Genomic DNA, 21,080 nt, shown 5'->3' with positions numbered 1-21,080 from the left:
CCTCCGACCAGAAGGAGTATCCGTGGGATGGCGCTCGGCGATTTCGACGACAACCAGGAAAGAGCAGCGCTTACGCCCGGCGGTCTGGTAGCGGAAGGCCAGACTTCGTCAACCTTCTTGTCGGGTCTGGCCGCTACGTCGGCTCCGCCTGTTGCACGGTCCCAAAGACTACCGAGGACTTCCCATAGGGCATAACGGGAATCGTGCGCAACGACCATGCTTTAGTCCCTTCAATAGAGATTTCCGTGCCCTGCTGGTTCGACAACAGAAGACGGGTTGGATCCTCACCAGTCCAGGCCCAAGGAGCGACCAACGCACGGGCAGATTCCCGTGTCCTAAATAACCTACATCGACGAAGCGAGATTAGTCGGATCATCGGTCTGAACCTGTCACATCGAAGAGTCATGGCGCAGAACTCACAGCAAGCACGTACCTAGCGTGCCTGCTATCAATTAGGCGGGAAGCAAGTCTTCAGCTCGCGGTAGGCGTACGATCAAGGAATGGCTCTTGTACGCAGAATCGAGGAGGGCGCAAGCAATTCTCGTCAGCATCCGACTGAAACCGAATGCACGTTCCATCTAGCGTATTCGGATGACGGCGCAAAGCTTTTGACACTGAACACGTATGGATCACAGGAAAGAAAGATTGCCGGGAAGGTCAGCCAGACTATTCAGTTCGACCAACATGCGGCGGCGGAGCTTTATAAATTGATTCTTCGCACGTTCCCTGAGCTGAAGCAGCCCTGATAACGCAAGCCGAACGCCGATAGGCTCAGCTATGTAGTTGCCGTAGCGCTCACGCAAGGTTGTGTTCCAGATACGGCTTTGCCTCGGCGCTCTGAAAAGCTGCCCTCGGCCACCGGGTCATCGGGCTCCAGGTCGGCGACCCCAGCTCTGTCTACACGCCCACCCACGCGAACGCGGTTACCTCCGCGCTATGACCGAAGCCCAATGCCCTCCCGTCACCGCCACGGGCAGCTTCTCCTACGGAAGCGGCGCACACTGTCAGCAGCATACGAAAGACCGCCATCTTCGCCGTGAGCGACGAATCGGCACAGCCGTAGTCAACGAGCTCCCAGGCCGCGGCAGGCACATTCCTGAGGACGTCCGACCACTCGCCTTCAACAACACCTCAACCTTCCACTACATCCACACTCCGCTCAGTCAAATGTCGCCAGCCACTCGAAGAAGCGGACACAGGCTGAACACGCTGTGCGTCAGGCGCAGGACCCGCCTCCCCAGCGGATCCCACAAAAGCCCTACCTCACCGAACCAGCCAGAATCACCCCAACCCCACCGGCAGATTCCCCACCGCGATATCCATGATGTTCAGCCCCTCATCCACCAGGGCACTCCCCTGCGGCAGCGTCACGCTAGACACTTCGAACGCCGGCGGAATGTCGATCTTCGTGGCAAACACCCGAGCTGGCTCATCCACCCGCACAACCGTCGAAGGCCCGCCAATGTAAGCCTGCGTGTGCCGCTGGTGATAGGCCGACGTAGCAACAACCACGCTCGTATCCGAGGGGACTCCCGAGAGCCAGTTCGGCAACGACAGAACCACGTCACGCTTCTGCCCATTCGTGAAATGAACCGTCGCGACACCCGAAGACACGTTCCCCGTGGAGAACCCCGTCACCAACAAGGTCCGCCCCTTGCCAGAAACAGCAACTTCCTGCCCAGCAGCCTTCAAGGTATCCGGCGTCCCCACAGCCGTCGGATGCCAAACGGATGACACCCCAAACGCCGAATACCGCTCGCCCGAGCCAAGCCCAGCCTCCGCCAGAGCCTCCTCCGAGAACGTCCGCCGGTCAGCAGTAACAGCACCGTTCCGTGGGTTGGCCGCATTCGCCACGGACGTCTGATTCACCAACGAACCAAAGGGCAACGCGGCGGGAGCAACGCCCGGCCCTTGGTAAGCGCCGATATTCGGAACGGAAGCCGCACCAGAGGTGACGTTACCGAAGAAGTCCCTGCCGCCGTCGTCGTTAATCGCAACGCCAGCACCCAACAAAGGCGACCCGGAAAGCAGCCGATAACCCGGAACGGAAAGCGTAGTCTGCCCACTCCCGCCAGCAACCAACCGAGGATCCCCCAGCACCGAACCAGTCTCACCAGCAGGAGGCAAAATACCGCCAAAGTACGCGTTGTTCGCATAAACAGCCGACGCGGTTTTCAAACCGCCGCCCGGTGCCACGAAGAGGTTGTTGCGGACCTCGCGCGGGCCGGTCATGTCGTCCAGGAAGACGCGCGACGGGCAGTAGAAGGTGTTGTTGTAGATGTAGTGCTTGCCCGTACCGCTGCTGCTGCCGCCCAACCGGCAGTCGTCCTGAGCGATGTTGTACCGCAGCACCACGTTTGCCGCAGTGACACCACCGCCGCAGTTCGAGACGCAGTTCAGGTAGAAGCCGCCCGCATTCCCGTACGAGTAGTTGTACTGGAAGAGGCAGGTTCCCACGATCTTCATGTCGCAGTCCCATGCCGTGGAGTCGTACACAGAGGTGCTGCTGTTGCCCACAACGTTGAATTGGAATACAGGGTTCTTGGAGTTGTACGGCCACATGCCGGCGAAGTTGCCGCCTTCATAGGGGTGGGCGCCTTGGCCGAGGTTGAGTCCGCTGTTGTACTCGATGAGCGGTGCGTCGGAGTTATGGATCACGATCGCGTCGCCGCCCACGTCGTGGATCTTGTTGCGCGCTACGTAGACCTTGGTGTTGTAGCGCTCGGTGGTGTCCGGGGCGGAGATCTTCACGCCACCGCCGGCGGCATCGTTCACCTCGTTGTCAGTGATGGTGATGCCGTCCACCGAGCCCTTGCCCCAGGTGCGCACCATAATGCCGGCAGACTGGGCGAACCCGGCGCCGTTCGTGGCCTTGTTGCGCCAGCCGGCCACGTCTTCCACATGGTTTCCCGTGACCACGATCCCGGCAGTCTGTGCCGTTCCGCTGTTCTCAAAGAGGATGCCCACCCTGCGCACCGGAGTGTCCGACGGGTTCACCACATGCAGTCCGCTGACCGTCCAATGGCTGGCGTTGGTGATCTGGATGGCTGCCATCGCGCCGTTGCCGTTGATGGTGGGCTTGCCGCCATCGCCATAAGCGGACAATGTGATCGGGTGGTCCGCGACGCCGGTGCCCGCGGGCGTGAGCGCTCCGGTGCAGTCAGTGCCAGCCCGGAAGAGTACCGATTCGCCGGCGTTGAACGCGCCGTGGCCGTTGACCTGGGCGATCGAGTTAAACGGGCTGGCCTGGCTGCCGTCACCGGGAGTGGCCGCGGAGCAGTCGACATAGAACTTCGCATCGCTGATCTGCACGATCAACGCGCCGATCCTGCCCGTGGTGGCCACGTCGAAGGGGCCAGTGCCGGTGGCGACCAGTTCAGTCGTCCCGCCTCCGGCTCCAGCAGGTACCACGAAGGTGATGATCGCAACGCCGGTGGCGTCAGCAACGGCGTCGGCCACGTTTTCGCCCCGGAGGCTGAGACTGACGGGGCTCAACGGCTGAAGGTCACGCACGACGACGGTAGCCGGGGTCCCCGGGACCAGCGAGTTGAGGTTCGTCCCGGCTGAGCCCTCGATACGCAGCGGCGCGGCGAGGAACGCGTCGGAGCAATTGATCTTGGCCTCAGCCCAGTCGGCGTGATCGTTGCCGTTCCCTTCCGGGCCGGCCTCCACCTTCAGCTGCAGCGAGGTGCCGCCCCTCAGATCCACGTTGACTGGCAGAGCTCCGTCCGTTCCCTTCCGCTCCCCCGCGAAACGCTCCAGTCCATCCACCAGGACCTTGAAGTCCACCCGGCCGCGATCACCCTGGGTATCGTCCACACCCACCTGGGCGAGGAACTGCCGGCACTGCCCGCCGAGGTTATACGTAATGGACGACGCCGCGTGGGTGCCCAGACCCTTCGCGTACACGGTGCCGCCAATCGTCAGCGGCGCGCGATTGGCGTCCGCGAGCGCTTGGCCGCCGTTGCTCATGTCCAGTTCGGCCGGCCCCCAACCGTTCGTCATGCTGGACCATGGAACGTCACTGGCATACACGACGCCGGTAGGCGGCGGAGTCAGCTCGGCTGCGGTTGCTACGGGGCTGGCTGCGACTCCGGCGGCTACCAGCGTGGCAGCTATGAGCGCTGCGGATGCGGTGGTTGCGGCCAGACTTCTGGCCAAGGTTCGTGGGTGCAAGTGAGGCTCCTCATTGAGTGGGTTTCCTCAAGGAGTTTCTTGCGGTTGCACTGCGAAGGGCAACGAAATGCACAGGACTGAACAGGCCGGGCGCAGCGCCCCTACAGCCTCACCTTGTAGACGTGATGCGTGGATTCAACGGGAAAATCATCCGTGAACTTCCCGTCTTTCACGGCGATGGTGCGGTTCTCGTTCACAACCTCAACCGTCTTGGGAGTGACACCCGTTGGCAGGGTGAAGGTCCGCTGCCCGGTCAGCGCGTCCTGCGTCATCGCGAAAATGTAGGCGTCCCCGTTGTAGCTTTTCAGCATGGTGTCCAACCCGTCGCCAAAGTTCCATACATAGCTTTGCGTGTTCAGAACGGGTGCCAGGGCCTTCACTTCTGCGTTGATCTCACCCATGGCCTGCACTTGGTCCCGGGAGCAGGCGGTGTTGTGGATGCGGACATCGGCGAGCGCATCCCCCGACATGCACGGGTTATCGGACCCACCGCCGGGCGACTGGGTAAACCACACAATGCCGCGCGACTCGTGGATGAGCATCGCCCACACCTGCGCCTTCACCCTGTCCGGCGTCATCTGGTCGGACAGGTCGTGCTCCCCTTCCGGGCTAAGCACGGTCGGGACCATCCAGATGGGCGAGTACACACCCCTCGCTGCGTTGACCTCCTGCATGACCTGCATGGCTTTCGCGTACGCGGACGACGTCTGGCAGGTGGCCGTCGTCGTCGGGTTGTATCCCTGCGGTGTGCGCAGCCGCCAATCGCGGCAGGCACCTGCGTAGTAATAGTTGGACGTCGAGGACACGTCCACGGTCTCCCAGTACCGCTTGGTGATGTCCATGGGCGCGTCGTAGCTGATGAGGGACGGAGTCCAGTTGGCGTAGGTAAACCGACCCTCCTCCTTGGCCTTCAACTCTTTGATGGTCTGGTTCATGTGCACGACGCCCTCATCCCAACCGAACCGGCCATCTACCTCGTCGTCGACGTAGTTGCCCGGGAGCTGGGCCCAGTTATCGGGTGCGTTTTTCGTTTTCATCAGCGAGAACATGCCGTGCTGGTCGAACAGCGAATAGTCAGTGTCAGGGTTGAATTGGACGTAGAAGTTGATGCCATGAGCTTTGTCGAACTGCATCTGCTCGCCGTTCGCGGATGCGTACCAGACTCCGATGGGGAAGAAGCCCGGGTCATCCCACCCTGCGGCGTCGGCCTTGCTGAACTTCTTGTAAAAATCAGGTCCACCGTCCCAGGGAATCCTGGCGAGCTTTGCCAGCGCCGCCGGAGGCGTTGCGGATGGCGAGCCTGTCGATGAGGCAGCGCCCGTAGGGGTTGCTGACGCGCCCGACGGCGGTGAGCTGGGGTCCGCTGTGGCCGTGCATCCGGTGAGTAGCAGGACGGCAACCGCTGCTGCCGCTGTGAAGTAGCGAACCCGCTTCATAGCTCCTCGATTCCGTCCCGACCGGTGAAACCTGAATGTCTCTAGGATGACAGGGCTTTCCGCCAGCCCCTAACAAAACTTCGGCGATCCGGCTAGGCTCCGGTCCATCGCGTGATGGCTATGTTGCTAATGGGGGTAACAGTGATGTTCCGATCAGGGTCGACTACAAGTGCACGGCGCATAACTCGTTTATCGCGACGGGTTGGAAGCCGCCGACACGGACTTTTCCTTGGTACAGCTGCGGCCATGGTTGCGGCCTTTTTCCTGGGGCTCGCAGTGGTTCCTGCGCAAGCGACGCGGGCTTTGAACGTCCCCAACAACAACTGGGATTACGTCAGCATCAATACGAGCTACTTTCACGACGTTCTTGCCCGTGACACAGCAGGCGATCTCTGGGTGTATCCCGGTGACGGCCTTGGCGGCTGGAAGAAGCCCCGGTTCAAGATGGTCCTGAGTATTCGTCCCATGCCGTCAGGCTCGGCTCGACTGTTGCGTTCCGGAAAGTTCAGTCGACGGCCCCGATCGAGAACGAAAGTGAAGTCGCGCCAATACATCACGGATGCCCTGAAGATCGGGGATCGTCCGGCTCATATTGCCGGGCGGGAGGAGGTCGGCCACTGGGAGGGCGATCTCATCATGGGCAAGGCCAATAGATCAGCGATTGTCACGTTGGTAGAACGTACATCACGCTTTTTGATCGCGTTCACGCTCCGGCCGGAAAGTCGATCAGAGAACATGCGGGACCAACTCATCGAGGCTCTTGCGGCTTTGCCGGCAAGCATGCGGAGGACGCTGACATGGGACCGTGGGTCCGAGATGGCCAAGCATGCAGAAGTGACCTCGGCGTTGGGGATCCAGGTGTACTTCTGTGATCCAGCCAGCCCATGGCAACGTGCATTGAATGAGAAAACGTGCATTGAATGAGAATACGAACGGATTGCTCCGCCAGTATTTCCAAAAGGGAGAGGACCTGAGCGCCGTAGGGCCGGAGGAGGTCGATTTCGCCGCCGATCAGATCAACAGCCGGCCGCGGGCAGTTCTCGATTGGTCCAGCGCAACGGACTGTTTCAGATTCCACCGCACGGCGGCGACTGATGCCGCCCGATAATCACTGGCTGAACTTGGTCCCGCGACGGCTTCATACCGAAAGCAAATGCCCCGAAAATAGTCCTGGGCATGCCAAGCAGCGGTCTTACGAATTTTACCCCGCACCAGGTACTCCCCAGACTTCCCGCTGGGCAGTATGAGCCGTGCCGCAAAGAAGAGTCGACAACAAAGTAAGAGGACTGCAAACCGTGCACTAGTCCTCTCTTAAGGCGAACAAGCCGCGGGAGCGGCCTACTGCGGGTTGACGGGCAGTTGCGTCGGCCGCTCTACGTTTTGTCGATGCGGATAAGGCGTGAGCTGGGGCGCCAGCTTACGCCCAGCACAGCCGGGCACCCATGGGCGGAAGAGTTCAACGAGTCCTCGCTGAACGGACTCAGCAAAGACAAGAGTGCGGGTTCACTGACCCTGGCCTATATCGAACCAAGATGAACGTTTTTTTGAGGTGAAATCATACGGGCTTTGCCTATGCTGCTCGGCGTCAGGGCCTGGGTTGCCGGCAGATCGGCGAGAAATTCCGGCTGAATTCCCAAGTCGGCGTAGATGGCACGCAGGCTAGAAACGACGGCTCCTGCTGCCCCCGAAAAGTCTCCAAGCTCAGCTGGAACGAGCGTGGGAGAGACGCGAAGGTTTCGCTCCAAGGTGGCTTGGTATCGGCTAAGACTGGTAGTCAGCGACTTCGCAATTCCGCCTCCAAGGACAATAGTCTCAGGGTCACACGACACCGAAATCGCGGTGAGGACGATCATAAGCGCGTGGTCAAAGTGTGCGCGCAGGGAATGGAGGTGCCCGGCGTTTTCGGCGAATAGGTCAGCTGGTGTGTTCAGCGGCAGTCCGGCTTCGTGTGCACGCTGCAATATGCCGGGGCCGGTGACCATATGTTCGAGTCTCCCGCCAAGTGGGCCAATGGGCAGCTGACCGAACTCGCCGATGAGTCCGTGGGAACCCTTGAGGACGTTGCCATCGATCGCGAGCCCGGCACCAAGGCCCGTCCCCAGGGTCAGCATGGCTGCGGTGGGTGACGTGCGGGCAGCACCAAAGCGTTGTTCCCCTAGCAGAGCCAGGTTCGCATCGTTGTCAGTTAGTAATTTCAGTTGTACCGTGCCCTCAAATGCTTCGAGGAACACGGTCCCGTCGACTTGGGGCAAATGGGTCGCGTTGGAGACAGAGCCATCAACGCGGCTGACAGCACCCGGAAGTCCCATGCAAATGGAATCCACCAGTGGCCACTTTTTTCCGCAGGCGCTGCGCACCTCACCGGCGAGCCAGTCTGCCAGTCTGAGTGTGTCCAGGTCTGATGGTGTTTGGACTTCGCAGACGAGAACTGGTCTGGCATTGAGGTCGGCGAGGATGAAGCGGGTGTTCGAGGCGCCGAGGTCGATGCCAAGCACATAGGATCGGTCTGCCACCAGATCCAGCAGCACTGCCCGTCGGCCCCTGTTTTCCGAGACTATTTCCGATCCCTCACGTAGGACGCCCTCGGCTAGGAGTTGATCCACCACGCGGGTGACCGTGGCCGAGGAGATACCTGTCGCCTCGGCGACTTGCTTTCGACTGGCCGGGGCAGCCCTGAGCACTTCGGCAAGTACCGCGCTTCGGTTCGTGGCTTTGGGACTCTGCACGCAGCCAACTCCTTCCGGAATTCAAATCATCTTGAAGCCAAAGATACCGGACGCCCTCCAAAAACGGGCCAACGTGGGCCGTTTTTGAAATTTTTTGACCCTAACCATTGACTTTGATTGCAGCTTGAAATCAAACTGATGTGTATCAAGTCGAGGACGCTTCCGTCCCAATGCTGTTGGCGGGAGCCGGCAACTGGACGGCCGGCTTCCCTACGACAAAGCTCAAGGAAGGTCTGGAACTTCATGAAATCTTCAAGGTTTACGGCACGCGCCCAGGGCGTACGCTGGCTCGCTGTTGGACTGTCCGCATTGGCGCTGACTCTATCCGGGTGCTCGGCCCAGGGCGGTTCACCAAGTGACTCCTCCAGCACGGCCGCCCAGGTCTCCGAGCCGAGCCTGGAGTTTGCAGGTCCCAATGGTGAAAAGCCAGGCAAGATCACGGATCTGGTGCTGACGGACGATGAGAAAGCCAAGGTCAAGAGCGGCAAGTTCAAAGCTGCGTTCGTGTGGCACACCTCGTCTGAGTTCGTCTCTGCTGTCGAAAAGGGCGCCCGGGAAGAGTTCACGGCCTTGGGCATCGACGTCGTAGCCAGCACACAGGCCAACTTCGACGCTGCAACCCAGGCGAACAACCTGCAAACGGTGTTGGCTCTCAAACCCGACATCATCGTGACCATTGCCGTCGATCCGGTCTCTGCCGAAGCAACCTTCAAACCAGCCGTGGACAAGGGCACAAAGCTCGTTGTTATGACGACACCGCCGGCCAACTACCACGCAGGTAACGAGTTTGTATCGATTGTGACTGAATCCCTTACTGACGCAGGGAAAATGAACGCCACGATCCTGGGGGATGCGCTGGGTGGTGAGGGCGACATCGGCTACATGTATCACGATGCTGATTTCTGGTTCACGAACCAGCGCGACAAAGCGTTCAAGTCCTGGACCCAGTTCCTCTACCCGGGCGAAAAGATCGTCGCTGAGGTGGGGTTCACTGATGAAGCCAAAACTCAAGAGCTTGCTGCAGCCATGATCGCTCGCAACCCGAACATCAAGGGCATCTATGTCCCGTGGGCCACCGCTGCCCAAGGCGTGCTCGCCGCTCTTCGGGACGCCGGTCGTTCCGACGTCAAAGTCGTAACCAACGACCTGGATGCAACCCTCGCAGCGGACATGGCGCGAGATGGTAACGCCGTGGGACTCGTTGGAAACAGCTCGATTTCCCTCGGTAAGGGCCTGGCGACTGCATCAGCCTACGGTGTGCTGGGCAAGACTGCCCCCGCGCTTGTTGCCACGACGCCGACCAAGGTCACCAAAGACAACCTTGTCCAGGGATGGAAGGACGACTACGGCGTCGAGCCTCCGCAAAGCGTCACCGGTAAGTAAATTCTTTCGCCAGCACCGCGACCAGCTAAGCGGCTGTTGGCACCAGGCGGGTGGGCAGGAACGCTCCTGAACCACCTGCCACCCTCTCGATAACCGTGCCCGCTGGGCACCCTCCTGAAGGAAACGTACTTGCCACAATTTGTGCAGACCGTGCTGGGGCCAGTGGACCCGGGCCATCTTGGCAAAATTCTCCACCATGAACATCTGACCTCCCTGGTCCCGGGGCCCTGGCTTTCCGGTGGGCGTCCAGAAACGCTTGCCGATCCCCGTGCGTTGGTTGTCGAACCCACAGACGAGAGCTACTGCAGTGATCAGGTCGCCCACGGAGTCCGGGCCCTTAGCGGCCTGAGCAGGCTGGGATTCGACACAATCGTTGATTTGAGTCCTTACAGCGTCGTGGGCAGGTCCGCTTTCGGTGAGAATCTGCCGATCCTGCAGGAGATCTCGAAGCAGTCCGGGGTCCACATCGTGGCCGGCAGCTCCGTGTATCTGGAGCCCTACAGCCCAGAGTGGACCACCGCAGCATCGGTTAATGAAATGACGGAGCGGTTCATTCTGGACGTAACCTCCGGCATCGGTTCAACAACGGTCAAGGCGGGCATCCTCGGTGAGCAAGCCACAGGGCTCAACGAAATCACAGCCCACGAAGAGAAGTGTCTTCGAGCAGCAGCACGGGCTCACAAATCCACCGGAGTGGCTCTCACAACCCACACCACTCACGGGACCATGGCCCTTGAACAGCTCTCCATCCTTCAGGAGGAGGGCGCCGACCTTAGCCGCGTCGTGATTGGGCACATGGACATCCAGCCCGAATTCGACTACCTACTACGCGTCCTCGACACCGGAGTCAACATAGCCTTCGACACCATCGGCAAAGAATTTTGGGATTTCGTTCTGGAACCCGGGCCAGCGCAGCCGCACGAAGGCGAATTCACCAAGCGCGCCTACTACCGCGGCGACGCCAACAGAGCAGCGAACCTCGCAAAGCTCACCTCGCGCGGATATGCAGGACAAATCTTCCTTTCCCAGGACCTTACGGGTGCTGAGGTTTACTTGAACCCCTCCACTCATGGTGAGTGGGGATACAACTATCTGGGCGCTGTCTTCATCCCCATGGCCATGGAACACGGGCTCTCTGCCACGGACGCGGATCAGATACTGCGCGCAAACCCCTTGCGGGTTCTGACTCAAGGACAGAGCGCATGAGCGCCCCGACTTACTTGCACCCCGGGTACGTCCTCGGAGTCGACCTGGGCGGAACGAAGCTCAGCGCCGGCATCGCCGACTCCAGCGGAATGATCCTGGCGGAAAGAAGAACGCCTACCAGCGCCGGTGGCATTGACGTTGTGGAACAGATTGCCAGGCTCGCGGAGGAACTTTGCGCCGACATTGGCGCCACATCAGATCAGATCCTGGCGACCGGGATTGGCGCCGCCGGCGTACCGGACAGCGAAGGGAATCACCTGTCCCAAGCGCCGAATCTTTCGGCACTGAGCAACGTCTCCCTCGGCCCGGCCCTTTCCGAGCGGTTGAAACATCCAGTGGTCTTGGAAAACGACGTCAACATCTCTGCCTTGGGGGAACTCCACTATGGAGTCGGAAGGGGTCATTCCGACTTTGTGTTCGTCTCAGTCGGAACCGGAATCGGGATGGGGATTATAGCAGATGGACGGCTCGTGAGGGGATCCAGCGGAGCGGCCGGGGAAATCGGCTACCTACCCATGGGAACGGACGCCCTCGCCCCGGAAAACCATGTTCGCGGTCCGCTTGAGGAGGTCGTAGCCGGAGACCGTCTCGACGCCCGCTATTTCGCAGCATCAGGCCGACGTCTTACAACCCCGGAAATATTCGCCCTTGCCACAAAGGGCGACGCGGCAGCCATCGAAGCCCTTGATACCGAAAGCCGCTGGCTGGCAGCAGCCTTGGTGGCGGTCAATGCCGTTCTCGATCCGGAGATCTTTGTCATCGGAGGCGGTATCGGCGGCAGGAAAGAGTTGTTGCCTTTCATCAGGACTTGGCTGCAGCGCCATGGATCTTCCCTCAACATCTACACAAGCGAACTCGGACAACGGGCACCACTGGCCGGAGCCCTCCAACTCGCCCTCCAAGCCGGAGGCACGGCCTCTACCGTGCCCGTACGTGTCGGCGCCTCATGGCCGGACACTACCCAGAAAGGACAAGCAAGATGAGCATCCCAACTCTCGAAAAACCCAAACTACTGGATCAGGTCAAGGGGGTGGCGTGGAACAACTACGTTGTCTACATCGGCTTCGCCATCGTGTTCCTGTTCTTCGCAGTGACCCAGAGCAGCGTCTTCCTCAACTCAACGAATCTGTTCAATATCGTGATCCAGGCTGCGCCCATCACAGTCATGGCGATCGGCATGGTTTTCGTCCTCGGAACAGGAGAAATCGACCTGTCCGTCGGATCGACAGTTGCCCTTTCTGCACTCACGACAGCGGTAGTACTTCAGGGCACCGGACAATGGTGGATTGCTGCGCTGGCGGGACTGGCGATCGGCCTGGCAGTCGGTCTGGTCAACGGCTTCTTTGTCACCGTCATCAGGCTGCCATCCTTCCTGGTTACCCTTGCGAGCATGGGCCTTCTGGCAGGACTGGCCCGTCAGCTCACTGACCTCCAGTCCGTCCCGGTCACCGATAAGGCCTTTGTCTGGCTTTTTGGCGGCGGTGACCTTCTGGGGCTCCCCATCATGCTGTGGTGGACGGCTGCAGCCGTTCTGGTGGGCTGGCACCTGCTGAGGCAACGCCGATACGGGGCGCATGTACTTGCCGTCGGCAACAGCGCCTCAGCCGCGCGGGTCAGCGGCATCAAGGTCAACCGCGTACGAATGATGGTCTTCGTAGGTAGCGCCATGACTGCAGCCCTCGCAGGCCTTCTCTACGCCGGACGCCTCCACGGTGCCCGCTACACACTCGGCGAAACCGATCTAATGACGGTAATCGCAGCTGTCATTGTAGGCGGCACCAGTCTCTTCGGGGGCAAGGCCACCGTAGTTGGTGCCCTGATCGGAAGCCTCCTCATGAGCATGATCAATAACGGACTCATCCTCGCCGGATTGAACGTCTCCCAACAGATGATCGTCCGCGGCATCATCATCCTCATCGCTGTGTCCTTCTCCCTGCGCGGCAAAAAGAGCTAGAAAGGCTGACAGATGTTCCTTGACCTGTTACGACGACGCAACCCGGAATTTCTCCGTGCAGTCGCCCAACTTCATGCAGCTGGCGAGCTGCCCGTAAACTGCTACGCCATCGACCTCGACGCCGTGGAACGCAATGCCAAGGCCTTCGCCTCCGAAGCAGCCCGGCTGGGACTCACAGCTTTCGCCATGACCAAACAGATCGGGAGGAATCCCGACGTCTCCCGTGCCCTGGTCCGGGTGGGGTTGACGCATGCTGTCGGTGTTGATCTTCAATGCGCCATTGCCGCCGCCAGCGGAGGCCTGCGTATCGGGCACCTCGGACACCTCGTGCAGATTCCACGGCACGAGGCGGACCAGGCCGCTTCCCTGGAACCTTTGTACTGGACCGTCTTCAGTGAAGCCAAGGCCCGGGAAGCTGGTGCTGCGGCCCTCAAACGCGGCCGTACGCAGGACGTTCTACTGCGGGTAGCGGCACCCGGTGACAGGTTCTACACCGGCCACGAAGGCGGCTTCGCCCTAGAACAAATTGTGGCGGCTGCAGACCTCATCGATTCGATTCCGGGCGTTCGCTTCGGAGGCATTACGACCTTCCCGGCAACCTTGTTTGACCCGGACACCGGCACGGCCATGCCCACACCAAACCGGGGAACCCTGATGAGGGCCGCCAAGCTCCTGACCGCCTCCGGTCGGGTTGGGTTTCAGATCAACGCCCCGGGGACAACCTCCGTGTCTGTCTTGGAGGGCCTGGCGCGGGACGGGGCAACGCAGGTCGAACCAGGTCATGGTCTTACCGGCACAACACCCCTGCACGCTGTGACGGACCTCGTCGAAGAACCTGCCATCGCCTACGTCACCGAAGTCTCGCATCTGTGGAACAACAAAGCTTACGTTTTTGGCGGAGGCTTCTACGTTGACCCCGTGCTGGGGAAGAGCACCACCCCGGCGCTCGTTGTCGGCCGCGGAGACGACGTCAGCGCAGCGCCAGCGCTTCCCGTCGACATGCCCGCAGCGGAAGCCATCGACTACTACGCCACCATCCCGACGGCTGACAAACATATCGCCGAAGGAGACACCGTCATCTTCGGTTTCCGGCCGCAGGTCTTCGTGACCCGCGCACTGACCGCAGCCATCTCGGGAATCTCCGCCGGAAAACCCCACGTCGAAGGTGTATGGGCCGCAGACGGCTCCGCCCCCTTGACCCTTGCCTCGGCTATGACCCCCACAGAATAGGACACCACAATGACACTCACGCCGTCAGCAGCGGAAACCACTGTTCCTACATCCACCCCGCCATTGCGTTTGAAAGGCATCCATAAAAGCTTCGGCGGTGTCGTGGCCATCAAGACCTTCGACCTGGAAGTCCAGGCCGGCGAAATCGTCGCCTTGGTCGGCGACAACGGCGCGGGCAAATCCACCCTCGTCAAGATCATCTCAGGCCTTTATCAGCCCACCGAGGGCGAGATATGGCTGAACGGCGAGCAGGTCAGCTTCCGTGACGCCTCCGACGCACGGGCTAAAGGCGTCGAAGTTGTGTACCAGGACCTTGCATTGGTCGAGGACCAGCCTGTTTACATGAACATGTTCCTTGGACGGGAACTGACGAAGGGCCCCCTGCGGCTTCTGGACCGCAAGGCCATGGCCAGGCAAACCCAGGAGCTCGTGGACACACTCGATGTCCGTATTCCATCAGCGAAAGCGACGCTGAGTGATCTCTCCGGCGGCCAGCGCCAGGGCGTAGCCATCTGCCGGGCCACCCATTGGGCCAGCGGACTGGTGCTGATGGACGAACCCACAGCGGCCCTCGGGGTGGCCGAAACGGCCAAAGTCGAAGAGGTAATCCTCAAACTGAAGGCCCGCGGCGCCGCTGTGCTCATCGTGAGCCACAACATGGACCAGGTCTTCCGGATCGCTGACCGTGTCACAGTCCTGCGGCGCGGAACCCAGGTGGCCACGCGGACACTGGCAGATACGTCACACAACGAGCTTGTCGCCATGATCACCGGGCTGGCATCGTGATCACTGGAGACAGACTGCAACCCGGCGCACACATGCGCTCCGAAATCGCAGAGCAACCTGCACGCTGGCTGGATCTTATTGACCACCAGCAGAACAACATCACCGCAGCAGCAGCGCTTCTGCGCCGCTCCCAACCGGAACTGCTGGTATTCGTTGCTCGCGGATCCAGCGACCATGCCGCCATGTACGGTCAATATCTAGCGCACAACCTTCTGAAAATCCCCGCTATGCTTTCAACTCCAAGCACCGTGACTGCTTTTGGAACCCAGCTGCGGTATCCCAACTCGGTGGTCATAGCGGTGTCGCAATCCGGCGAATCACCGGACTTGCTGCATACCGTCACCGCAGCGAAAAACAACGGCGTCCCAGTTATCGCATTGACCAACAGCAATGGCAGTTCTCTCGCTGACCTGGCTGATGTTCATGTTTGCCTGAGCGCTGGCCCTGAGCTATCGGTCGCCGCCACCAAAACTTACACCGCCGAACTGCTCACCTTGTTTTTGACGTTGAGCCTTGCCGGTGGGGGCATCTGGGCGGAGATCGCCCACAAGGTAGAAGCAGCAGCAGAAGTAGCTGCAGGCGTCATAGCCGACTACCGAGGCCCCGCGGAGGAGTTCACAGAAGTCATCGCCAACGCCGAGAGGATCCTCATCGTTGGCCGTGGCTACTCAATGGCCACGGCGAAAGAGGGTGCACTCAAGCTTATGGAGACCAACTCCATTGCAGCATCAGGCTGGAGTGCAGCCGATGCTACCCATGGACCGATGGGCCAGGTCGTGCCAGGCACGCCGGTAATAGCCCTAACAGCATCTCCAGGCGGACGCGAATCCGTACATAGCTTCATGCAGGCCTCACGCGCCTTGGGCGGCACCGTCATCGATCTTGAAACCCCCGCGGGCAACGCTTCCAAGCGAATCGATCCCGCTCTCATTCCTCTCATCGAAATCATCCCACTCCAGCAACTGGCCCTGAAACTGGCCCTTGCACGCGGCATAGACCCCGATCGGCCCGCAGGGCTGAAGAAAGTCACTAAAACGGTATAGCCACTTACCAGGATTCCCATGCCGGTCGCGGCAGGCCTCCGCCTGCCGCGATCACGCCGAACAGCGTTCGTCCGACCATCGAAGGATCTCACTTATTGAAAGCCCTCAACAAAGTTTTCCTTGCAGCGGCACTTATAACAACGACTACATTGGCTGGATGCGCAGCAGCGCCGGCAACTCCCCCCGTTACATTTATTGAGTCCCCGAGAGCCGGGGATTTGGTCGCTGGACCCGGTATGACTTTCTTGCCCTGTCACTGATGATCCGGGGGGTGTTGTCGCCGGATCCGGAGACAAGCGTTGACTGCTGATAGGGACAGGGCCGGCCCTTTTTGAGGGAGAGGTCTCTTTGTAACGTGGGTGCCAGCATCGGGTGTCGTGACTGCGGCCAGAGGACGCGAAGGGGCGCGTATGGACGAGGAATTCGCTGTTTTCTGCGGGCTGGACGTTGGGAAATCCGAACATCACGCGACCGCCCTGGACCGCTCGGGCGAGCGGATTTTCGACAAGCCCTTGCCGCAGGACGAGACCACGCTCCGTGAGTTGTTCACCCGCCTGCAGCAACACGGCAGGGTGCTGGTGATCGTTGACCATCAAGACCGCCGCAACCGTACTCCTGAGCATCGGCGACGCAAGCACCTTCGCCTCCGCCGGCCGCCTTGCAGCCTACGCAGGCATCGCACCCGTCACACGGCGTTCAGGCACCTCGATCCGCGGGGAATTCCCTGCCCGTCCCGGCAACAAACAGCTCAAGAACGTGCCCTTCAGATCCGCCTGGATCGCCAGCTGCCACCACCCGGCGTCCAAGGACTACTACGAAAGAAACGGGCCCAGGGAAAGAAACACAACGCCGCGGTCATCTGCCTGGCCCGCCGCCGCTGCGACGTCATCTTCTCAATGCTCAAACACGGCACCCTCTACGAAGAAAAACCGCCCAGACCGCTTGACGAAAAACAGAGGGACACCCCCATCAGTTCCTGCCAATGCGGTTATTGACCGCATCGGAGCAGTAACCAAGCCCTCCGGAGCAGACGGTGAGCAACCAACCCCGATTTCGGAGATGAAACTGACTGAAACCCTGAAGACCCAAACCGAAAACGGCAGGAATACGGTCTTTGTCATCGGCACGAACTGTCCGGCTGGACCAGAAGCGTAAACACCGGTTTCCCTACCTAATTCAACATTGGTGTTGCGACCAAGATGTAGAACCACACGCTTATTGATGCGGGTCTCTTACCCGCCAGGCATGGCAGGCCTGTCGAACTGGCATTCGAACCATCTCGTGGCTGCTAGTTTCGTCTCAGATCTGTTGCGACGTTGGTTAGAAACCGCCCAGCAATCATCGCCACCGGCAACTTCGAGAACAATTGCGAGGGATACTCGCAGATCATTGCCCGGGATACGAACGGCATCCTCTGGCTCTATCCCGGCATTGGAAGCCGCCATCTGGAACCCCGGAAACAGATCGGCGAAGGCTGGAACATCATGACGGCTCTGGTCTGATCTCCCTATCTTTGGCCCGGCAAGTCCAGCCCGGATTGTCATTTCGGAAATTTCCGACATATCATCATCGGGTGCTACCCGACGTCTTCGGCGCCCTCGCGAACCCTTCGCGGCGCACCATCCTCGATAGCCTCCGTGAGGGTCCCTTGACGGCGGGCGATCTCACGGGCCGCCTGGACCTCAGTCGATCTACGGCGTCAGAGCATTTGGCGGTCCTGCGGGAAGCTGGCCTGATCCGCGAGGAACGGCAAGGCCGGCACAGGATCTACCACCTTGAGGCCCAGGGCCTGCGAGAAGCCAGCAACTGGCTGAAGAACTACGAGCAATATTGGAACCAGCGGCTCGACGCCCTGGCCGAACTACTGGATGAGGAAAACACTCCATGACCGAAAATGCCATCAAACTCGAGCGCACGTTCCCGCACGCCAAAGAGGCAGTGTGGGCTGCCCTGACAACCCCGGAACTGCTCGCCCGCTGGTGGGCTGCCGGCGACATCGCACCCGTGATGGGCCACCGCTTCACGATGGACATGGGTGGCTGGGGCCAGCAGCAATGCGAAGTCACCGCCGTCGAACCCGGCACCTCCATCACGTTCGTCTTCGCAGAGGGCGTTCTGGACACCACCATCACCTGGGCCTTGGAAGCCACCGAAACCGGCACCATCTTTCACTTCGAGCACGCCGGCTTCAACCTGGACAGCCCTATGGGGCGGCAAGCTATTGAAGGTATGGGCAACGGCTGGCCGGGTCTCCTGGCGCGCATCGACCAAGTCCTGGCCAGCGTTAGTTAGGGCGCGTGCACCAAGGATGTTGTCTAACCGCATCACGCCGGAATGGAGTAAGTCGATGGAAACCAGCACACAACAAGATCTTGTTTACGCATTGAGGCGACGGGGAGTCGCTGAAAGCATGATTCCCGGACTCCTCAAGGAAGCCAATGAAAAGAGACTGAGCCTGGGCGATCAGTTCAGTGTGTCTGACTTCGTGGCGGGCTTTCCCCGCGGCACCGGCCTGTCCAAGGGCACGAAGATTGGACGCATCGCCGCAGTTTTCATTCTGGTCGGCATCGCCGCGCAGCTGTTTCTCAGCGGGGTGCTAGAGGTGCACTTCGGGTTTCCCGGCGTCCTCTTCTACTACGGTGCGGTACTCGTGGGATTGAGCGTCCTCGTGTTCTCCGCATACCTCGTTGACCGCAAATTGCCTCGGCCGTAGCCCCAGGCAAGTCTGACGCCAAGGGCTCTCATTCCGTGCCGTATTCTTCTTCGAGTTCCGCGAGGACCTCGGCTGCTGTCCGGCTTCCACCGTCGGCGAGGCGTCGAAGTTCCTCCACATCGCCACGTTCTGAGGCAAGCTCAATGAGGAGGTCCACGGCGTCGGTACTCCCCCGCGCGGCAAAACGACGCAGCTCCTCAAGGTCGCCGCGCTCAGCGGCCAGTTCCACAAGCTGGTCAATGGCGTCCTGGCTGCCCTGGTCTGCCTGGGCCCGAAGCTCGGTCAAATCATCGTCGGTCATGGTCTGAAGATTTCACATTTACCTGCCGTCCGGAAGGCCGCGATGCGATATGCGGGCTGGTGACTTGGACATTGTTATCTAGGCATTTTCACGACGTCCGAACCGTGGTTGCGGTAGAGGAGCAAGGCTGCAAGGGGCTGCCGGCCCTGTTCGGGCCGACAGCCAGAGCCTTGCTTAGAGGGTGGTCAGCAGTTGCTGCATCTCCTTGATTTCAGCTTCCTGCGCGGTCACGATGTCTTTGGCCAGTTGCACCGCATCGGCATTTTGACCGCTGCTGGTTTCAGTTTGGGCCATCACCACCGCACCCTTGTGATGGGCGATCATCTGGGTTAGGAACAGCTTTGCGGCGTCGACACCTTGGGCTGCTTGGAGTTTCGCCATGTCATCGGCGCCCATCATGCCTTCCATGCTGTGGCCGCCGGGCATCTGCGTCGACTGGTTCCAGCCGGACAACCAGGAAGTCATTTTCTCGATCTCCGGTCCCTGGGCGTCCTTAATGCGGGTGGCGAGGGCGCTGACTTCATTGGGGATGCCCTGTTTGGCCAGGATCATGTCACTCATTTCCACGGCCTGCGCATGGTGGGGAATCATCATCTGGGCAAACATCACATCCGCTCCGTTGTGGTCTCCCGCAGCTTGCGATGACGTTGACGCAGCGGGGCTGGAGGAGCCCATGGAGCCGTGATCCATCCCCGGCATGGAGGTCCCGGTCGAACCCGGGGTGCCGGTACTGCAACCGGCAAGGGCCAAGGCCGCCGCGAGGGCAACTGCGGACAGGGGCAAGAGTTTTTGGGTGTTCATAAGTGGTCCTTCACAAGGAGGGGTGGGCGTCGATGCGTCCACTCGGAAAGGTTCTGGCGATGCCCAGCAGAAGCCGCTGGGCAGTGGCACTGCCTGGGGCAGCAGAAGAGAGCCGCTGCCCAAGTATTCGGGCAGCCCAGTCATCCGGGCGCGCTGATCTTGGCGCGGCGCTGATTTTGGCGCGGCGCTGATCTCGGCGCGGGCGACCGATTATGTTCTGCTGATCGACAATTCACCCGGTGAAGGACTTCCGGGCTGGTAAGACCACAGTGTGCCGGAAGGATGGGCCTGGATCTGGAAGGTGGACGGCGCTGTGGTTGTGCTGTCCCGAACCGGCGCAGCCAGACCGCCGGGCCCGACTGAAGGGATGCAGGAACCGCCCGCCACATGCGCAGATGAGCAGTTCCCGGAGCAGGAACACAGCGCCAGCGGCGCCATTCCGGTGTCTCCGCTCACAGACTGCGACGCGCCCGCATGGCCGGTGTGCTTTGCGGCATCGCCAGGGGCTGGGACGGCCGTAGCGGCTGTGTCCGGCGCAGTGGTGATGACGGCGGTGTGCAGGGAGTGGGGGCCGACCATGACGTGCATGCCCAACAGTCCGGCGATCAATGCCAGGACCGCGGCCAGAAGGCCTGCTCTGAGGAAGAACCTGGTTATGGTCGGGCGTGGTTCCACAACAGTCCTTCCTTGCGCGTGCCGGGTCAACGATGTGCCGCGTCAACGATGATGACGGTCAACGATGGTCGGTTTCAGCCTACCCGTCAACTGGCACCCCAACCTGCGCAAGGTGTGATCGGCGTCGGCTTCTTGGAAGGACTCGTTTGCATCTCCCAAACAGGCCGCGCCGATGCCCTTGAGCAGGTGAAGCATTGAAGGCATCCTTGGAGGAAGGACCCGTTGGAGGCTGCCATGGACCCATCAGATGCAGGCGCACAGCCGGTGACACCGGCCGGGTTGCTGGCGTCACTGACTTATATCGACAACGTCGGATTCCACGGGATCGCAACCACCCTCACCGGCCCTGACCCAAAGATCGACCGGAACTGGGCTGCGTTGATCCGCAACGCACACATCGCCGTCGCAGCGATCACTTGGCCGCCGGATCTGCAGGCCGCTGCCAGCCGGTTCACCCATGCGGCAGACGAGCTGATCGCTGTCCTTGAAAGGCGCGACACGGCCTCCGTTGGCGAGCCTGCCAAGGAACTCCATATCGCCTACCACGCACTGAGCGACGCCGGCTGGAACCATCTTGCCGCGGCTACGGGAATGACGACCGAAGGCGCCCACGACCACCACGGGCACGGGCACTCCCACTAGAGACTGCG

Annotated in this window: 20 protein-coding genes and 3 pseudogenes; 17 read left to right on the top strand and 6 right to left on the bottom strand. The window is 60.7% G+C overall.

Features of this window, described 5'->3' with window-relative positions; all coding sequences use genetic code 11:
• Positions 1–500 precede the first annotated feature (500 nt).
• Positions 501–746 carry a hypothetical protein gene (locus AC6I99_RS06035; protein ID WP_497945919.1) on the top strand — a complete coding sequence of 82 codons (246 nt, stop codon included), beginning with the start codon at positions 501–503 and terminating at the stop codon, positions 744–746.
• 61 nt (positions 747–807) lie between these two features.
• A pseudogene (locus AC6I99_RS06030) lies at positions 808–1,215 on the top strand (substrate-binding domain-containing protein); the annotation flags it as partial.
• Between the two features lie 66 nt (positions 1,216–1,281).
• Here the strand turns inward: AC6I99_RS06030 and AC6I99_RS06025 are convergent.
• The gene (locus AC6I99_RS06025) at positions 1,282–4,176 is read right to left on the bottom strand and encodes an NPCBM/NEW2 domain-containing protein (protein ID WP_497945922.1); all 2,895 of its coding nucleotides are present in this window, start codon (positions 4,174–4,176) and stop codon (positions 1,282–1,284) included.
• Positions 4,177–4,277: 101 nt separating this feature from the next.
• Positions 4,278–5,612, bottom strand: coding sequence for a hypothetical protein (locus AC6I99_RS06020; RefSeq protein ID WP_497945925.1), 1,335 nt, complete (start codon positions 5,610–5,612; stop codon positions 4,278–4,280).
• A gap of 246 nt (positions 5,613–5,858) precedes the next feature.
• Here AC6I99_RS06020 and AC6I99_RS06015 point away from each other — a divergent pair, with 246 nt between their 5' ends.
• The gene (locus tag AC6I99_RS06015; RefSeq protein WP_497945927.1) at positions 5,859–6,536 is read left to right on the top strand and encodes an IS30 family transposase; all 678 of its coding nucleotides are present in this window, start codon (positions 5,859–5,861) and stop codon (positions 6,534–6,536) included.
• A 593-nt stretch (positions 6,537–7,129) separates the two neighbouring features.
• Here AC6I99_RS06015 and AC6I99_RS06010 read toward each other — a convergent pair.
• Positions 7,130–8,338 carry an ROK family transcriptional regulator gene (locus AC6I99_RS06010; RefSeq protein ID WP_309927240.1) on the bottom strand — a complete coding sequence of 403 codons (1,209 nt, stop codon included), beginning with the start codon at positions 8,336–8,338 and terminating at the stop codon, positions 7,130–7,132.
• A 243-nt stretch (positions 8,339–8,581) separates the two neighbouring features.
• Here AC6I99_RS06010 and AC6I99_RS06005 point away from each other — a divergent pair, with 243 nt between their 5' ends.
• From AC6I99_RS06005 to AC6I99_RS05945, 13 genes and pseudogenes are all read left to right on the top strand, one after another.
• Positions 8,582–9,721, top strand: a complete 1,140-nt coding sequence (locus tag AC6I99_RS06005) for a substrate-binding domain-containing protein (protein ID WP_309927238.1) — start codon at positions 8,582–8,584, stop codon at positions 9,719–9,721.
• A gap of 129 nt (positions 9,722–9,850) precedes the next feature.
• A complete protein-coding gene (locus tag AC6I99_RS06000; protein ID WP_309927236.1) occupies positions 9,851–10,927 on the top strand; it encodes a phosphotriesterase family protein in 1,077 nt (358 codons plus the stop codon).
• Positions 10,924–11,910, top strand: a complete 987-nt coding sequence (locus AC6I99_RS05995) for an ROK family protein (RefSeq protein WP_309927234.1) — start codon at positions 10,924–10,926, stop codon at positions 11,908–11,910. Before AC6I99_RS06000 ends, AC6I99_RS05995 begins: the two co-directional genes overlap by 4 nt.
• On the top strand, positions 11,907–12,881 hold the full coding sequence (locus tag AC6I99_RS05990) for an ABC transporter permease (protein WP_309927232.1): 975 nt from the start codon (positions 11,907–11,909) through the stop codon (positions 12,879–12,881). The genes AC6I99_RS05995 and AC6I99_RS05990 overlap by 4 nt, the downstream gene beginning before the upstream one ends.
• Positions 12,882–12,893: 12 nt before the next feature.
• Positions 12,894–14,111 (top strand): alanine racemase, encoded by a 1,218-nt coding sequence (locus tag AC6I99_RS05985; protein WP_309927230.1) that lies wholly within the window; start codon positions 12,894–12,896, stop codon positions 14,109–14,111.
• 9 nt (positions 14,112–14,120) lie between these two features.
• Positions 14,121–14,897, top strand: a complete 777-nt coding sequence (locus AC6I99_RS05980) for an ATP-binding cassette domain-containing protein (protein ID WP_309927228.1) — start codon at positions 14,121–14,123, stop codon at positions 14,895–14,897.
• A 32-nt stretch (positions 14,898–14,929) separates the two neighbouring features.
• On the top strand, positions 14,930–15,940 hold the full coding sequence (locus tag AC6I99_RS05975; RefSeq protein ID WP_497945935.1) for an SIS domain-containing protein: 1,011 nt from the start codon (positions 14,930–14,932) through the stop codon (positions 15,938–15,940).
• 410 nt (positions 15,941–16,350) lie between these two features.
• A pseudogene (locus AC6I99_RS05970) lies at positions 16,351–16,479 on the top strand (IS110 family transposase); the annotation flags it as partial.
• 52 nt (positions 16,480–16,531) lie between these two features.
• Positions 16,532–16,935: pseudogene (locus tag AC6I99_RS05965) on the top strand (transposase); the annotation flags it as partial.
• Positions 16,936–17,256: 321 nt separating this feature from the next.
• The gene (locus tag AC6I99_RS05960) at positions 17,257–17,442 is read left to right on the top strand and encodes a hypothetical protein (RefSeq protein WP_497945938.1); all 186 of its coding nucleotides are present in this window, start codon (positions 17,257–17,259) and stop codon (positions 17,440–17,442) included.
• A gap of 71 nt (positions 17,443–17,513) precedes the next feature.
• The gene (locus tag AC6I99_RS05955; RefSeq protein WP_224166700.1) at positions 17,514–17,828 is read left to right on the top strand and encodes an ArsR/SmtB family transcription factor; all 315 of its coding nucleotides are present in this window, start codon (positions 17,514–17,516) and stop codon (positions 17,826–17,828) included.
• On the top strand, positions 17,825–18,232 hold the full coding sequence (locus AC6I99_RS05950) for an SRPBCC family protein (RefSeq protein ID WP_497945941.1): 408 nt from the start codon (positions 17,825–17,827) through the stop codon (positions 18,230–18,232). The genes AC6I99_RS05955 and AC6I99_RS05950 overlap by 4 nt, the downstream gene beginning before the upstream one ends.
• A gap of 55 nt (positions 18,233–18,287) precedes the next feature.
• The gene (locus tag AC6I99_RS05945) at positions 18,288–18,653 is read left to right on the top strand and encodes a hypothetical protein (RefSeq protein WP_497945944.1); all 366 of its coding nucleotides are present in this window, start codon (positions 18,288–18,290) and stop codon (positions 18,651–18,653) included.
• Between the two features lie 28 nt (positions 18,654–18,681).
• Here AC6I99_RS05945 and AC6I99_RS05940 read toward each other — a convergent pair whose 3' ends face one another.
• The 3 genes from AC6I99_RS05940 to AC6I99_RS05930 all read right to left on the bottom strand — a co-directional run bounded on the left by AC6I99_RS05940 (position 18,682) and on the right by AC6I99_RS05930 (position 20,430).
• Entirely contained in the window at positions 18,682–18,954 is a 273-nt protein-coding gene (locus tag AC6I99_RS05940; protein WP_497945945.1) for a hypothetical protein, read from the bottom strand.
• 174 nt (positions 18,955–19,128) lie between these two features.
• Entirely contained in the window at positions 19,129–19,755 is a 627-nt protein-coding gene (locus AC6I99_RS05935; protein WP_497945947.1) for a DUF305 domain-containing protein, read from the bottom strand.
• Between the two features lie 210 nt (positions 19,756–19,965).
• Positions 19,966–20,430, bottom strand: a complete 465-nt coding sequence (locus AC6I99_RS05930; RefSeq protein WP_497945950.1) for a hypothetical protein — start codon at positions 20,428–20,430, stop codon at positions 19,966–19,968.
• A 234-nt stretch (positions 20,431–20,664) separates the two neighbouring features.
• Here AC6I99_RS05930 and AC6I99_RS05925 point away from each other — a divergent pair, with 234 nt between their 5' ends.
• Positions 20,665–21,072, top strand: a complete 408-nt coding sequence (locus tag AC6I99_RS05925) for a hypothetical protein (protein WP_497945952.1) — start codon at positions 20,665–20,667, stop codon at positions 21,070–21,072.
• Positions 21,073–21,080: the final 8 nt, after the last annotated feature.

This window comes from Arthrobacter sp. TmtSoilC77, from assembly GCF_059739415.1.
The sequence above is the reverse complement of the archived record's forward strand: the minus strand, read 5'-3'. Positions and strand labels throughout refer to the sequence as shown.

Coding starts and splice junctions, on each gene's coding strand:
- AC6I99_RS06015 (WP_497945927.1), top strand. CDS start 5,859: ATGGTTGCGGCCTTTTTCCTGGGGCTCGCAGTGGTTCCTGCGCAAGCG.
- AC6I99_RS05935 (WP_497945947.1), bottom strand. CDS start 19,755: ATGAACACCCAAAAACTCTTGCCCCTGTCCGCAGTTGCCCTCGCGGCG.
- AC6I99_RS06035 (WP_497945919.1), top strand. CDS start 501: ATGGCTCTTGTACGCAGAATCGAGGAGGGCGCAAGCAATTCTCGTCAG.
- AC6I99_RS05980 (WP_309927228.1), top strand. CDS start 14,121: ATGACACTCACGCCGTCAGCAGCGGAAACCACTGTTCCTACATCCACC.
- AC6I99_RS05950 (WP_497945941.1), top strand. CDS start 17,825: ATGACCGAAAATGCCATCAAACTCGAGCGCACGTTCCCGCACGCCAAA.
- AC6I99_RS05925 (WP_497945952.1), top strand. CDS start 20,665: ATGGACCCATCAGATGCAGGCGCACAGCCGGTGACACCGGCCGGGTTG.
- AC6I99_RS05940 (WP_497945945.1), bottom strand. CDS start 18,954: ATGACCGACGATGATTTGACCGAGCTTCGGGCCCAGGCAGACCAGGGC.
- AC6I99_RS05945 (WP_497945944.1), top strand. CDS start 18,288: ATGGAAACCAGCACACAACAAGATCTTGTTTACGCATTGAGGCGACGG.
- AC6I99_RS05995 (WP_309927234.1), top strand. CDS start 10,924: ATGAGCGCCCCGACTTACTTGCACCCCGGGTACGTCCTCGGAGTCGAC.
- AC6I99_RS06005 (WP_309927238.1), top strand. CDS start 8,582: ATGAAATCTTCAAGGTTTACGGCACGCGCCCAGGGCGTACGCTGGCTC.
- AC6I99_RS05985 (WP_309927230.1), top strand. CDS start 12,894: ATGTTCCTTGACCTGTTACGACGACGCAACCCGGAATTTCTCCGTGCA.
- AC6I99_RS05990 (WP_309927232.1), top strand. CDS start 11,907: ATGAGCATCCCAACTCTCGAAAAACCCAAACTACTGGATCAGGTCAAG.
- AC6I99_RS05975 (WP_497945935.1), top strand. CDS start 14,930: ATGCGCTCCGAAATCGCAGAGCAACCTGCACGCTGGCTGGATCTTATT.
- AC6I99_RS06020 (WP_497945925.1), bottom strand. CDS start 5,612: ATGAAGCGGGTTCGCTACTTCACAGCGGCAGCAGCGGTTGCCGTCCTG.